This window comes from Streptomyces sp. GD-15H, from assembly GCF_045291515.1.
Taxonomy (GTDB): Bacteria; Actinomycetota; Actinomycetes; order Streptomycetales; family Streptomycetaceae; genus Streptomyces.
In genome coordinates, this window is record NZ_CP149447.1 from 5,790,337 (window position 1) to 5,804,699 (window position 14,363).

The 14,363-nt window shown below is 71.8% G+C and carries 8 protein-coding genes and 3 pseudogenes; 8 read left to right on the forward strand and 3 right to left on the reverse strand.

Translation table 11 applies throughout. From position 1 onward, the window contains the following. Positions 1-31 precede the first annotated feature (31 nt). Together WJ438_RS27305 and WJ438_RS27310 are read left to right on the forward strand one after the other, a co-directional pair. Positions 32-2,124, forward strand: a pseudogene (locus WJ438_RS27305) (hypothetical protein). Between the two features lie 231 nt (positions 2,125-2,355). Then, a pseudogene (locus WJ438_RS27310) lies at positions 2,356-3,584 on the forward strand (glycosyltransferase family 2 protein). A 7-nt stretch (positions 3,585-3,591) separates the two neighbouring features. On the opposite strand, the gene WJ438_RS27315 reads toward WJ438_RS27310, so the two are convergent. Together WJ438_RS27315 and WJ438_RS27320 are read right to left on the reverse strand one after the other, a co-directional pair. Next, positions 3,592-5,628, reverse strand: coding sequence for a hypothetical protein (locus WJ438_RS27315; RefSeq protein ID WP_406729826.1), 2,037 nt, complete (start codon positions 5,626-5,628; stop codon positions 3,592-3,594). A 273-nt stretch (positions 5,629-5,901) separates the two neighbouring features. Beyond that, a complete protein-coding gene (locus tag WJ438_RS27320) occupies positions 5,902-7,353 on the reverse strand; it encodes a polysaccharide pyruvyl transferase family protein (protein WP_406727570.1) in 1,452 nt (483 codons plus the stop codon). A 223-nt stretch (positions 7,354-7,576) separates the two neighbouring features. Between WJ438_RS27320 and proB the strand changes: the two are divergent. The 5 genes and pseudogenes from proB (at position 7,577) to WJ438_RS27345 (ending at position 12,621) form a co-directional block, all read left to right on the forward strand. After that, positions 7,577-8,682: pseudogene (gene proB / locus WJ438_RS27325) on the forward strand (glutamate 5-kinase). 128 nt (positions 8,683-8,810) lie between these two features. Beyond that, the gene (locus WJ438_RS27330) at positions 8,811-9,278 is read left to right on the forward strand and encodes a hypothetical protein (protein ID WP_406727571.1); all 468 of its coding nucleotides are present in this window, start codon (positions 8,811-8,813) and stop codon (positions 9,276-9,278) included. A gap of 205 nt (positions 9,279-9,483) precedes the next feature. Beyond that, entirely contained in the window at positions 9,484-10,770 is a 1,287-nt protein-coding gene (locus WJ438_RS27335) for a glutamate-5-semialdehyde dehydrogenase (RefSeq protein WP_406727572.1), read from the forward strand. 92 nt (positions 10,771-10,862) lie between these two features. Beyond that, positions 10,863-11,462: a hypothetical protein gene (locus tag WJ438_RS27340; RefSeq protein ID WP_406727573.1), complete on the forward strand. Its 600-nt coding sequence runs from the start codon at positions 10,863-10,865 to the stop codon at positions 11,460-11,462. Positions 11,463-11,550: 88 nt separating this feature from the next. Next, positions 11,551-12,621 carry a hypothetical protein gene (locus WJ438_RS27345; RefSeq protein ID WP_406727574.1) on the forward strand — a complete coding sequence of 357 codons (1,071 nt, stop codon included), beginning with the start codon at positions 11,551-11,553 and terminating at the stop codon, positions 12,619-12,621. 34 nt (positions 12,622-12,655) lie between these two features. Here WJ438_RS27345 and WJ438_RS27350 read toward each other — a convergent pair whose 3' ends face one another. Next, positions 12,656-13,786, reverse strand: coding sequence for a M48 family metallopeptidase (locus tag WJ438_RS27350; RefSeq protein WP_406727575.1), 1,131 nt, complete (start codon positions 13,784-13,786; stop codon positions 12,656-12,658). Between the two features lie 343 nt (positions 13,787-14,129). Between WJ438_RS27350 and WJ438_RS27355 the strand changes: the two genes are divergently transcribed. Beyond that, positions 14,130-14,294: a hypothetical protein gene (locus WJ438_RS27355; protein WP_406727576.1), complete on the forward strand. Its 165-nt coding sequence runs from the start codon at positions 14,130-14,132 to the stop codon at positions 14,292-14,294. The last annotated feature ends 69 nt before the right edge of the window (positions 14,295-14,363 follow it).

A 14,363-nucleotide genomic window follows, 5' to 3' on the forward strand; every position in this document is an offset into this window, starting at 1 on the left:
GTTGATATCCACCGCTATTCGCGTCGCCCGGGTGGGCAGCGCGGCCGAGTTGGCCGCAGCGGTCCTCATGATGCTGGCCTTCCCCTGCCTCATGCTGGCCGCGCTCGTCCCGAGCGTCCCCGCCTTCGCGGCAGCGGCCGCCGTGACGTACCTGGCGGACCACTATCTGCACCACCGGGGCAGCTACCTGGTCAACCGCCTCAGCAAGGTGCGGGCGGGCCTGTCGATCCGCTTCCTGATCCGGCAGCTGCTGCTGATCCTGCTGCTGGCCCGCCTGTCCCTCGCGGACAACCTGATCTACTACGGGGCGATCGCCTGCTTCATCGCCTTCTACGGTCTTCAGGCCCCGCACGGCGCGCTGACCACGCTGATCCGCAACCGCCGACGCATGCCGGTGGCCACCCGCAACGTCGACCTGGCCTCCCGCGTCCGCATCCCGGACGCGCCGCCGCACGCGCTGATGCACCGCGCCGCCGAGAAGATGCTCCACCTCGACCTCGCGGCGGTCGTCGGCATACTGGTCGCCGCGGCGCTGGACTCGGCCGCCGTCGGCTTCGTCGGCATCGGGGTCACGGTGCTCCTGGGCCTCCTGTACATCCTGGTCCTGGTGCCCTACGTGCGGGGTCGGCGGATCCCGCCGAACGCCGAGAAGGTGCTGGAAGCGGTCGACGGCTGGCTGGCCGAGTACCGGCCGGAAACCGTGCTGTACTTCTCCGGCTCCAAGGACTCCGCCTACCAGGTCAACATGTGGCTGGAGACCATGGAGCAGTTGGACACCCGTCCGCTGATCATCCTGCGCGAGCGGGTCATACTGAACAACCTGGCCCCCACCACGGTCCCCGTCATCTGCGTGCCCGGAGGGGTGCACCTGATGAACCTGGACCTGTCCACGGTGCGCGTCGCGCTGTACGCGGCGAACGTCGGCAAGAACATCCACCTGCTGCGCGTGCCCACCATGAAGCACGTCTTCATCGGCCACGGCGACAGCGACAAGATCGCCAGCGTGAACCCGTACAGCAAGGTCTACGACGAGGTGTGGACGGCCGGCCGAGCGGGCCGCGACCGCTACGCCATCGCCGACGTCGGCGTCCGCGACGAGGACATCGTCGAGGTAGGCCGCCCCCAGCTGGCCCCCATCGAGGGCGCCCGCGGCGCAGCCGCCGACGGGCACCGTCCGACGGTCCTGTACGCCCCCACCTGGGAGGGCTGGGACGACAACCCCGGCAACACCTCGATCCTGCTGGCCGGCGAGAACATCGTGAAGCGGCTGGTCGCGGCCGACCCCCGGTCCGTGTGCTCTACAAGCCGCACCCGTTCACCGGGACCCGCAGCGCGCAGGCCAAGGCCGCCCACCAGCGGATCACCGCGCTGATCGAGAAGGCCACCGCCGAGCGCGCCGCCGACCCCCGTTACACCACGGACACGGCGGCCCAGGAACGGGCCGCGGCCGAGCTGACGCGCATCGAGGCCCGGCTGGCCGAGCTGACCGACGGCGCCGATGGCGGCGACGAGGCCGAGGCCAGCCGCGACGGCCTGGTCGACGTGGCCCGGCACGAGGAGACCGCCCGGCTGCGCGCCGAGTGGAACACCGCGTACTGGCGTTCCTTCCCCGACTGGGAGCACCGCGTCATCACGGGCGCCCAGCCGCGCCTGTACGACTGCTTCAACGTCTCCGACGCGATGGTCTCCGACATCTCCAGCGTCGTCTCCGACTTCATCGCCAGCGGCAAGCCGTACGCGGTGACCGACTCCGCCGGGCTGGGCGTGGAGGAGTTCAAGCGGCAGAACACGGCGGTGCGCGCCGCGGTGATCCTGTCCAACGACGCGGCCGGACTGGACGGGCTGCTCGCCGCCGTCCGGGCGCCCGAGACCGATCCGCTGGCCGAGGAGCGGGGCGAGCTCAAGCGCTACCTGCTGGGCCCGGACGAGCCGAAGTCCATCGACCAGTTCAACGCCGCGGTGGGCCGACTCGCCCGGAAGGCCGAGACGCGCAACCTCGGCCAGGAGTCCCGGACCACGGTCGGCGGACCGGACGTGGAGCCGGCGGACGTGGAGCCGGCGGACGCGCTGCCCGCGCAGGCGGCGTCGGTGACCGGCGAGACGGAGGGCGCCGGGGCGGGCTGACCCGCTCCGGACACCCGCCCGGGTGCCCACTCGAACACCCGACAGGGCTTGGCCCCCGAGGAGCAACTCCTCGGGGGCCGAGCCTTTCGTGTCGGCCGGGCGGTCGGCTGAAACCCCTTGTGACACGAGCCACTTGGGAAATCGTTCAAGGCAACCCCCTACCCCGAAAGCCCGTCCAGCAAGTAGCGAATGAGGCGATGCGAGGGAAATGTCCTGCGGCAAGGAGGGAACGTGACCGTGGCGCAGCCTGACGTCACCGTGGTCATCGGGGCGTACGAAGCGATGCCGTATCTGGTCGAGTGCCTCGCCTCGCTGGAGGCACAGACCATCGACCCGGAGCGCATCGAGGTCATCACCGTCGACGACGGCTCGACGGACGGTACGGGGAGTGCCTGGAGGGGTTCGCGGGCCGTGCGCCCATGCCGGTCACCGCGATCCGGCAGACGAACTCGGGCGGCCCCAGCGGCCCGCGCGACATCGGCCTGGACAAGGCCACCGGGCGGTACGTCTTCTTCCTGGACGCCGACGACCGGTTGGGCCCCGAGGCCCTTCAGCGAATGGTCGCCATGGCGGACCGGGCCGGCACCGATGTGGTCCTGGGCCGGATCGAGGGCGTCAACCGGGGCGCCCCGAAGTCCATGTGGGGCCGCACACTGGAGCGTACCGACGTCCACTCCTCCCCCATCAAGTACACGCTCAGCGCGCAGAAGCTGTTCCGCCGCGAGTTGCTCGTCCGGCACGGCATACGGTTCGACGAGTCACTGTTCACCGGCGAGGACGCGCTGTTCACCATGGAGGCGTACCTCAGGGCGAACGGCGTCTCCGTGATCGCCGACCACACCTGCTCCTACCTGGTGGGCCGCGACGACGGCAAGCACGTGACCGAGAGCGGGAGTTACACCCTGCGCTTCGAGTCGGCCCGCCGCCTGACGGACCTGATCGCCGACCTCGTCCCCGAGGGCCCCCGGCGCGACCGACTCATGTTACGGCCCTTGACCGTCACCCTGCTCCCGCAGTTCGGCCCCCGGTTCCTCAAGGACAGCGACCGGGTGCGGCGGCACAAACTGGAGCTGGCGAAGCCCCTGCTGGACGTCCACTGGAGCGACGACGTCGCCCGGCACCTGAAGGTCGAGGAACGACTGAGGCTGCACCTCGTGGCCGAACAACGACTCGAACCCCTCCTCGACGCAGTGAAGTCCACGGCGTCGAGGAGGCAGGCGCCGGCCCTGCTGGAGCGGCGGGGCCGACGCGTCTACCTCGTGTATCCGCACTTCCGTGACCGTGCGGCGGGCATCCCCGAATCCGTCTACCTCGCCTCGCCCCGGGAGGCCCGCGCCTTCCCCGGCTACCGCGAGGGCGGCACGGCCACCGTCCTGCGCCGCGCCGCCCACCGAGCCCGCCACCTGCTGACCTCCCGCGAGGAGCCGGCACCGGAATCGAAGACCCCGACAGCGGCGTGACGAACACCTACCCCTGACCGTCCCGGGCTCCGAAGTCCGCTCCGGATCCGGGGTTGACCCCTGGGCGGGGGTCGGGGTTCCGGCGGGGGGCTGGGAGCAGGGCCTCCGGGAGGGGGTGGGGGGTGCGTGTCCTGCGGTGCAGGGCGGCCGTGGAGAGGGCGCGCAGCGCCGCGTTGCAGCGGTCCTGGGACGTCGGCTGGTCGGGGCCCAGCAGCCTCAGTTTCCACTCGGCCCGCGCATCCGCCAGTTCGTCCTTCTCCGGATGCCGGACCGATTCCAGCAGGGCCGGCACCCCGCCCGCGTCCGGCGTCAGGACGGTCGCCGCCGCCACCGTCGGGAACTCCGCTCGGAACGCCTCCTCGGACAGCCCGCTGGTGTTCACCACCGCGTACGGCTTGCCACTGGCCAGGAAGTCGCTGATGACGCTCGACACATCGCTGATCAACAGGTCGGCGACGTCGAAGCAGGCGTACAGGGCGGGCCGTACGCCGGTGACGATCCGGTGCTCCCCCTCCGGCAGTGACGCCCAGTACGCCTCCTCCCAGGCCGCCGTGGCCCCGGCCACCGCCTCGGCCCGTCCGGGCGGCGGGGCGGACTGCGCCAGCATCCGCTCGACCTGGTCGGCGCTCGCGCGGACCCCGGCCGCCGTGAGCCGGTCCAGCTCCGCGGTGAGGTGGTCCAACTCCGAGGCGGATCGCGCAGGTGGGGCAGATCCCGCGGGCCGATCCCGGTTCGCCGCCCGGATCAGCTCCCGGATGCGCAGATCGGCGGCGCCCGCCCGCGGCTCCACGGAGCCGGTCAGCGGGTGCGGTTTGTACAGCAGCCGTACGCCCGGGTCCGCGAGCAGCGCCCGTACGAGGTTCTCCCCGGCCGCGAGCACCGAGGTGTTGCCCGGGTTGCCGTCCCAGCCCTCCCAGGTCGGCGCGTACAGCACCGTGGTGTACGTACCGGCCGGTGGGCCCGCGTACGGGCGGACGGCGTCCAGTTGGGGACGGCCGATCTCCACCACGTCCTTGTCCTCGACCCCGACCCCGGCCCGCGCGTACCGCTCACGCGCCTCCGGACCGGCCACCCACACCTCGTCGTAGGCCTTCGCGTACGGATTGCAGGACGACAGCTTGTCGCTCTCGCCGTGGTTGACGAAGGCGTGCTTGATCGTGGGGATGCGCAGTACCTGCGAGGTCTTGCCGGAGTTCGACGGGTGGATGAGGACCCGCAGCGAGGAGTGCTCGAGCCGCATCAGGGTGGACACCTTCGGCAGGCACACGACCGGGATGTCGGTCGCCGCGATTTTCGCCACCATGAACCGCTCGCGCAGGACGATCACCGGCCGGCCGTCGAGCCTGCTCAGCGTCTCCAGCCACATGTTCGCCTGGTAGGCGGAGGAGGCCCCGCCGGAGAAGTACAGGCCGACCGTGGGCCGGTAGTCGGCCAGCCAGGCGTCGAACCAGTCGAGCACCTCCTGTTCGCCGGCCGGACGCCGGGAGGGCAGCAGGCGCAGCAGCAGTGCGCCCAGACCCGCCGACGCGAGTACCAGCGACAACACGACCCCGGCCGCCGCGGGCAGCGGTGCCCGGATCACCGCCGCCGAGGCCAGGCCGGCCGTCGTGGGCAGGCCGAGGAGCAGCAGCCGGTGGCCGGGGTGGCGCAGCAGCGCGGCCGGGGCGCGGGTCAGGCGCAGCGCCGAGGCGTCAATGTTCCGGGTCACCACGGGCAGCGTGCGGGTGCGGCGGACCAGCACGGACACCGCCTGGATCGCGCAGTGCAGCGCGTAGAAGGCGAGCAGGCCGGCGACGAGCCACGCGTACTGCGGCTCCCGGTCGTTCTCCCCGAGCCGCAGCAGACCCACCACCAGCAGCAGATCGCGCAGGACATGACGGACGGTGATGTCCGCGTGCGACTTGGCCAGCAGCGAGAGCACGCCGGGCTGCCACCGGTACAGCACGCCCTCGACGGCCAGGGAGACGGCGGTCGCGGCGAGCAGCAGCGGGACGTTCGGGAGCAGGGCCGCGGCGGCCTGCGCCACGAAGGCGCCGGCCAGCACGGCCGCCGCCGTCACCTTGGCGACGGCCGGGCGGCCGGGCGGACGCCCGAAGGTACGGCCGGGGGTGCGGGGCGAGGCGCGGCGTCGGCGGATCCTCGCCGAGAACCGCCGACGGGGCAGGGACAGGGGCACGCGGTCACTCCAGGGTGCGTCGCGGAGACGGACGCACGGGTTAACGCGTGCCGACGTCCGGACGACACGCGCGTGTCCGCAACGTGGGAGTGACCGTGGGATGTCAAGGGTGGCCCAGGTGACTTCCCTGGGCCGCCGCCGTCATTTCCGCCCGCCCTGCAGGGCTCGGCGCAGGGGACGGCCCACCACCCGGCGGGCCCTGCGGTACACCGAGCCGGACGCGGGGGCGACCACGGTCGTCTTCCCGGCACCGGGCTTGGCACCGGCCTTCGTCCCGGTCTTGACGCGGGCCAGTTCATTCTTCAACTTGGCGTTTTCCGCGGCCAGTTCGCTGACCCGGGTGTGCAGCCAGCCGAACCGCGTGATGAGCGCGGCCGGGTCGGCGTCGAGCCACGGGCGGACGCCGCCGGGGAAGTCCAGCGAACGCATCCGCTCCTCGTGGGCCGCTCCGCCGTCGCCGTGCGAGAACGTGTTGTCCAGCCCGTTGCGGTCCAGGAACGAGGTGAACCGCTCGAACCGCTCGTGGTGGTTGCCGGTCAGCCCGCTGAGGTCGGCCTCCTCGTACAGCCGCGCCGGGTCGGTTTCCTCGGGGGCCCCGGACAGCTGGTCGAGCGTGCGGTGCGGGATCTCGAAGTAGCGGCACAGCTCCAGCGTGCGCGAGTCCGAGCAGAGCACGGTCGCGGGCGTACCGGCGAGCAGTGCCGCGATGTTGCCGTGGATGCGGGAACCGAAGGAGAAGTCGAAGTCCCGCAGATCGTCGATCCAGGTCACCGGGTCGATGTAGACGCGGGCCTTGTCCTCCCGGTACATCGGGTGGTCGGGATGCGTCGGCATCCCGGTGACCTTCCCGTTCGGGTCGGACAGGTCCCGCCAGTGCAACTGCATGGCGTCGCTGAGGTTCTGGCCTATGAACCGCAGGTTCGGGTAGCGGGCGTGGGTCCGGGTGATGACCTGGCCCAGCCCCTGGCTCCGCACCGCGCTGTGCGAGCCGTTGATCGCGATGCGGGAGTCGGCGGTCAGCTCCTGCTTCCGCTTCTGTACGACGAGTTCCTTGCCGTACATGAACAGTGAGGGACAGCCGATGACCTCGACGTCCTTGAAGCCGAGGTCGTTCAGGTACTTCTCGGTGAACTCCCCGCGCACACCGATCGAGGCGCTGCGGTCCAGCACGGCGGAGACGAACTCGCGTACCGCCGGCTCGATCGGCTTCAGCCGCGCCGGGTTGTAGTCGAGTCCCGTCTGCGCGCCGACGCCGACGACGATCACGGGAATCTTCAACTGGCTGATCAGCCGGGTCAGTCGGCGCAGGCTCGGCTCGAACGACGGCCGGAAGGCGTTGGCGAGCGGCACGACGAACGCGTCGTACTCCTCGTTGATGCGTCCTGGAGGGGTGCCGTCGGTACGAATGCCGTTGGACACCACCGTGGCCCGGGGGGTCTCGAGGATCTTGTGCGTGGCGTCGCTGAAGATCAGGTTGCCGGCGTTGCTGGCGATGACGTCGCGGTGGAGGGCTTCCTCGACCGGTACGACCTCGTAGGGGCTCTTCCCTGACCTGAGGAGGATGCGCTGTATGCGGCGAGCGTTGGGTGACACACCGTTCACAATATGTTTCCGGAAGCTTTAATTTCTATAGGCAACCCACGCAACCTTTTTCACATCAGCGCTCCGTGAGCGAGCGATGACGCGGGGGTGTCCGGGGGTTGGACCGGCAGGCGGGCCCCGCCCCGCTTCGCGTAGATTGCCGGATGGGCATGCGGACGGGCCCCATGGCCGACACGAGGGGACGGAACACCAGGTGGCACGGGCAAGGCAGGCCGTGAGCGAGGCCCGCAGGATCGTCGTCAAGGTCGGATCCTCGTCGCTGACCACCGCGGCGGGCGGCCTGGACGCCGACCGGGTCGACGCGCTCGTCGACGTGCTCGCCCGAGTGCGGTCCGGGGGGAGCGCGAACTCGTCCTCGTGTCCTCCGGTGCCATCGCCGCCGGCCTCGCCCCGCTGGGCCTCGCCCGGCGCCCCAGGGACCTCGCCCGCCAGCAGGCCGCCGCCAGCGTCGGCCAGGGCCTGCTGGTGGCCCGCTACACCGCCTCCTTCGCCCGCTACGGCGTCCGCGTCGGCCAGGTGCTGCTGACCTCCGACGACATGAGCCGCCGCGCTCACCACCGCAACGCCTCCCGCACCTTCGACAAGCTGCTCGCGATGGGCGCCTTCCCGGTCGTCAACGAGAACGACACCGTCGCCACCGACGAGATCCGCTTCGGTGACAACGACCGCCTCGCCGCTCTCGTCGCCCACCTGGTCCACGCCGATCTGCTCGTCCTGCTGTCCGACGTGGACGGCGTGTACGACGGCGACCCCGCGCGGCCCGGCACCTCGCGGATCGCCGAGGTGCGGGGGCCCGAGGAGCTCGCCCACGTCGACATCGGCAGCGCGGGGAAGGCCGGTGTCGGCACCGGCGGCATGGTCACCAAGGTGGAGGCCGCCCGGATCGCCGCCGCCGCGGGCGTCCCGGTGGTGCTGACCAGCGCCACCCACGCGGGCGACGCCCTCACCGGCGCGGACACCGGAACGTACTTCCACCCCACCGGCCGGCGCTCCGCCGACCGGCTGCTCTGGCTCCAGCACGCGTCCACCCCGAGGGGCGCGCTCACCCTCGACGACGGAGCGGTGCGTGCGGTCGTGGAGCGCCGCATGTCGCTGCTGCCGGCCGGGATCGCGGGCGTCGAGGGTGAGTTCAGCGCGGGCGACCCGGTCGAGCTGCGGGACCGCGCGGGCCGACCGGTGGCCCGCGGCCTGGTCAACTTCGACGCCAAGGAGATCCCCCAGCTGATCGGCCGCTCCACCCACGACCTCGCCCGCGATCTCGGACCCGAGTACGAGCGCGAGATCGTACACAGGGACGATCTGGTAGTCCTACACCCGTAATGTCCCGGATCCTCCGCCCCTCGTGGTGGACGTTCCGTAAAACCGCCCCATGACGCCCGGCGGCCTGCTCAACTTTCCTCCAGGGACACATCCGCCCGGCCGAGAGCCTGTGCGTGAAGGAGGCCGTCGTGAGACGAGTACGCCCTGGGACGACGGCGTCCCGCGGTGGTGCCGGCTCCCGGGCGGCCGGCGAGGAGCGCGCCCTGACCAGCGTCGCGGCGGGGGACCGGTTCCAGGGCGGCGAGCACCGGGACCTCCCCCGCCTGTGGCACGTCACCCTCAGCGTCTCCGGCAGGCGGGCCCCGGTCACCGAGGTCCGCCGCGCCCTGGAGCAGCTCGCCCACGACCACCCCTTCCTGCTGACCAGCCGGTACGCCGACGACCACGCGGAGGTCCGCTACTGGGAGGAGGCCCGGGATCTGCACGACGCGGCCGCCGTGGCGCTGCGGCTGTGGGGCGAGCATCGGCAGAGCGCGGGTCTTCCGCCCTGGGAGATCGTCGGCCTGGAGGTCATCGACCGGGCCACCTACCACCAACGCATCGCCGCAGGCTACGGCCCGGCCCCGGCGACACCCGTGGGCGTACACCCGTTCTGAGCCGACCACGCATCGAGCCCCTCTGCGACCACGCACCGCGCCCCCCATGCGACCACGCACCGCGCCCCCCATGCGACCACGCACCGCAGCCATCAATTGAGCAACCCCTACGGCGCGCCGCCACCTACGCGAGAGCGGCGCCGGTTTAGGCGCACAGGGGGCACGCACCCGTCCTGACAGCCCTCCGGCCGCATATCCTTCCCCCATGACCACGCTTTCGCCTTATGACTCGATGTCCCCGGTGAACCAGGCCGCCTACCGGGCCAAGGGCGCCGCGGCCACCCTCGCGCCGCTGCCGCGCGCGGCGAAGGACGACGCACTGCTCGCCGTGGCGGACGCGCTGGAGGTCCGGGCGAGCGAGATCGTCGAGGCCAACGCCCAGGACGTGGCCAAGGCGCGCGAGGCGGGCCTCAGCGAGGGCATGATCGACCGGCTCACCCTCACCCCGGAGCGGGTGCGCGCGATCGCCTCCGACGTACGGGACGTGGCCGCGCTGCCCGACCCGGTCGGCGAGGTCGTCCGCGGCTCCACCCTGCCCAACGGCATCGACCTACGGCAGGTCCGGGTGCCGCTCGGCGTCGTCGGGATCATCTACGAGGGCCGGCCCAACGTCACGGTCGACGCCGCCGCCCTGTGCCTGAAGTCCGGCAACGCGGTCCTGCTGCGCGGCTCGTCCTCCGCGTACCAGTCGAACACCGCGCTGGTGCGGGTGCTGCGCGACGCGGTGGGCGGCGCCGGGCTGCCCGCCGACGCCGTGCAGCTGGTGCCCGGCGAGGGCCGGGACAGCGTGCGCGAGCTGATGCGCGCCCGCGGCCTGGTCGACGTGCTCATCCCGCGCGGCGGCGCCTCCCTGATCAACACGGTCGTGCAGGAGTCGATCGTCCCGGTCATCGAGACCGGCACCGGCAACTGCCACGTCTACGTCGACGCCCGCGCCGACATCGACACCGCCCTGGAGATCCTGGTCAACTCCAAGGCCCAGCGGGTTGGCGTCTGCAACGCCGCCGAGACCCTCCTGGTCCACCAGGACATCGCCCCGGCGTTCCTGCCGCGCGCCCTGGACGCCCTCGCGGACGCCGGGGTCACCGTGCACGCCGACGAGCGGGTGATGGCGTACGCCAAGGACTCCAAGGCGACCGTGGTGGAGGCCACCACGGAGGACTGGGAGACCGAGTACCTCTCCTACGACCTCGCCGCGGCGGTCGTCGACTCCCTGGACCGGGCCGTGGAGCACATCCGGCTGTGGACCTCCGGCCACACCGAGGCCATCGTCACCACCTCGCAGCAGGCCGCCCGCCGTTTCACCCAGCTGGTGGATTCCACCACCGTCGCCGTCAACGCCTCCACCCGGTTCACCGACGGCGGTCAGTTCGGCTTCGGCGCGGAGATCGGCATCTCCACACAGAAGCTGCACGCCCGGGGGCCGATGGGCCTGCCGGAGCTGACCAGCACCAAGTACATCGTGACCGGCGACGGACACGTCCGCCGCTGAACCACGGCCGCCGCCCGCCCAGGAGCGGGCGGCGGCGCGGCAGCGGAACGGGCGCTCGGGCAGACGGATGAGTTCCATACCGTCTGCCCAAAATGACCCCCCAGGTCTACTCTGGAGGTGTGCCGGAGGACGTGGGGGGCATGCCGTTCCCTGACGGCGGGGAGCCCGACGACGACCACGACCGCGGAGTGCCGGACGACGCGTTCGACTCCGTGGTCTTCGACGAGGTGTTCATCGGTGCGGCCGTGGTCCACGAGCCGACCGCCGTCGAACGCCTCCTGGCGGCCGCCCAGGCCAGAGCCGAGGCATCCGAGGCCGAGGCCCGCCGGACCCGCCCGAAGACCGAGCGGTACGACGACGGGTACGGCGGATACGGCCGCCACCGCCGCGGCGACGACTTCGACGACGTGGACGACGACCCCGACGTGCCGGAGGACGAATACGGCTCTTCGGGGCCGTACGGCAGGCAGGTCCGCTGGCACCGCCCCGTCGCCTGGATGCTCGCCCTCGTGATGGGCATCGGCATGGTCGCGCTCGCCTTCTCGGCGGTCTACCGGGGGGCCTCCTCCGACCGCCAGGACCCGGCCCCGACGCCCGCCTCGACCGGCCCGGAGCAGGGCGGCGGCGCGACACCGTCCGCCTCCGCCGACTTCTCCCGGCCGACCGTCCCGGTGATCCCGCCCAGCCCCTGACAGGGGGTGCAGGCCATGGTGAGAACCTGTCAGAACTTGTCGTGCGGCAGGGCGTTTACAGGGGCTTTCCCCGACCTACTCTGAAGATATGGCAGGGCCAGCGGACCCACCCGGAGGGACTCCCGAGGGCGCCCCCTCGGGCGGCGAGGACGAGTACCGGTCCGTCGTCTTCGACGAGTCCTTCGTCCGCGCTGCCCGCCTCCAGGAGTTCTCCGCCGAGGAGCGCATCACCGACCACGCCCCCGCCGTACGCCGCCGTCCGCGGCGCCACCGGGGTCTGTCCCGGCAGTTGCTGGTGCTCGTGGTCCTGATCGCCCTGGCCTTCGGCACCGCGATCTACATGGGCGTACGCCACCCCTACCAGGCGGCCACCACCGGGGAGCCCGTCGAACCCCTGCGCATGACCGTGGTCCCGCTCGAGCCGGAGGGCAAGGTGCCCGGCACCACCAGCACCGAACAGCTGTACGCCAGGAGTCCGGCGGCGCAGTTCCGCGTCGGTGCCGAGGGGGTGCCGCTCCCGGCGTCCCGACGCACCGCGCACTTCTCGGACGGGCAGGTCGTGACCGCGCTGCTCACCGCGAAGGACTACATCGTCCGGTCCGCGCTCGATCCCGCGGTGCTCACCGGCGGGGAGACCCGCTCGGTACGCGTCCTGCTCGACACCGACCAGCAGGAGCAGTTCGACCGGAGCTTCACGCGCCCGGCCGCCGACGGGCGGCACGCGCCCACCGGATGGCTCGTCCGCTTCGACCCCTCCCGCGCGGAGCTGGCCGACCGCAGGGTCCGCGTCCGGGGCACCCTGCGGGCCGCCGAGACCGACCCCGCCACCCTCGAGGTCACCGCGGACCACACCTCCGTGTACGCGCTGCGGCCGGCCGGTGCGGAGAAGGGGGCGGAGGCGTCGCTGTTCACGGTCCGGCGCGAGCTGCACTTCCGCTTCGATCGCGAGGACCTGCGCCTGCACCAGGCGCAGGTCGCCGTCTCGTACGTCCAGGCCGGCCCGCTGTCCTGCGCCGAGGACTCGGCGGGCCACCTGCGCCCCCTGCTGGCGGGCGGCACGGCCAAGGAGGGCGGCCCCGCCGGCACCGACCCCTACGCCACGGGCGGCACCGCGGCCCTGTGCGGCTCGCTGGCGACGGGGGCGCAGCCCGGGCTGTGACTCCCGTGGCCGCTTCCGCCGTGGCTCCTGTGCCTCAGGTGTCGTCGCGCGGCGGGCGGTCGTCCCCGGAGCCGGAGTCCGGCGAGGTACCCGGCCCCTGCGAGGGCTTCGACCCCGACGGCCCCGACGACGTGAAGCCGCCGAAACCGCGGCGGACCCGGTCGCCCAGATCGCCTGCGCCGCCCGCGATGTTGCTGACCAGCTTCATCAGCGGATCCTTGGAGTTCTTCACGTCACCGGCGTAGCTGCTCGCCGAGTCGCGCCAGGAGTCCCGTACCGAGGCGTCCTTGTCCTCGCCGCGGCGCGGGTAGTGGCCGTCCATGAGCCGCTGGTAGTCGCGGGACTCCGCCCACTTCTTCAGCTCGGCCGCCCGCACGGTGGTGAACGGGTGGGAGCGGGGCAGCACGTTGAGGATCTTCAGCACGGAGTCGCGCAGATCGCCCCCGGCGTCGTACTCCTCGGCCTGCTCCAGGAACGCGTCGACGTTCATCTCGTGCAGATGGTTGCCACCGGCGATCTTCATCAGGCCGCGCATCGAGGCCTGCGGGTCCTGGCCCACCAGCAGACCCGCACGGTCCGCGGACAGCTCCGACTTGCGGAACCACTCGCGCAGCGCCGTCACGATCGTCATGATCGCGACACTGCCCAGCGGAATCCAGGCCACCCGCACCGCGAGGGACGTCAGGAACAGCAGGATGGTCCGGTACACCGAGTGCCCGGACAGTGCGTGCCCGACCTCGTGTCCGACGACGGCCCGCATCTCCTCCTCGTCGAGCAGCTCGACCAGCCCCGTGGTGACCACGATGATCGGCTCGTCCAGGCCGATGCACATCGCGTTCGGCGTCGGGTCCTGGTTCACGTACATCGGCGGGACCTTCTCCAGGTCCAGGATGTAGCAGGCGTCCCGCAGCATGACGTTGAGATGCGCGAACTGCCGGTCCGAGACGCGCACCGAGTCGGACAGAAAGAGCAGCCGCAGGCTGCGCTCGGGCAGCAGGCCGCTCAGTGCCTTGAAGACCGTGTCGAAACCGGTCAGCTTGCGCAGCGCCACCAGGGCGGAGCGGTCGGCGGGGTGTTCGTACGCACGCGAGGAGATTCCGGGGAAGCGCCTGCGCTGCCTGCTCGGCACGCTCTCGTGCCCGTTGTGCTGATGGCCGTCGGACATGTGTCCCCCATGTGCGTCTGTGTGACCTTCGCGGTCCCCTTGGCGGTCCCTTGCCGGTCCTCTGTGCGGTCCCTGGTTCGCCCTCTGCCCGCCCGGGGCGAAGCCCAGCCTAGGCGGAGACGGCGTGGACCGGCAGACCGGAGATGAGCCGCACGGCTCCCCGAGAAGGACGGCCCGGGCCGCGGGATGGTTGCCTGCCGAGGTACCCGCAGTGGACGCCCGGCGCCCGCCCGGGAAGGCGGCGGGGTCCGCAACGGTGGAGTCGGGGTGATCGTCGAGAAGGTGCCCGCTTACGATGAGCCGGAGTCTTTGTCCCGCCCACACGTGATAGGTACTGCCGAAGATGAGCTTCCCCAGCGCCGCTGCCCAGTTGGTCACCCTCGCCGCCGAGGGCGCAGAGCAAGGTGGCAACCACGAGAGCCTCAACCCCTACCTCGCCGGCGGCGGCGTCCTGGCCGCCCTGCTGATCCTGCTGTGGATCACGACCCGCTTCAACCGCGACCGCTAGACCTCTCCGGTACGAGCCGGACAGGCCTTGGGCCGTCCGGGGCCGGCCGGACGCCATACCTGGCCGCCG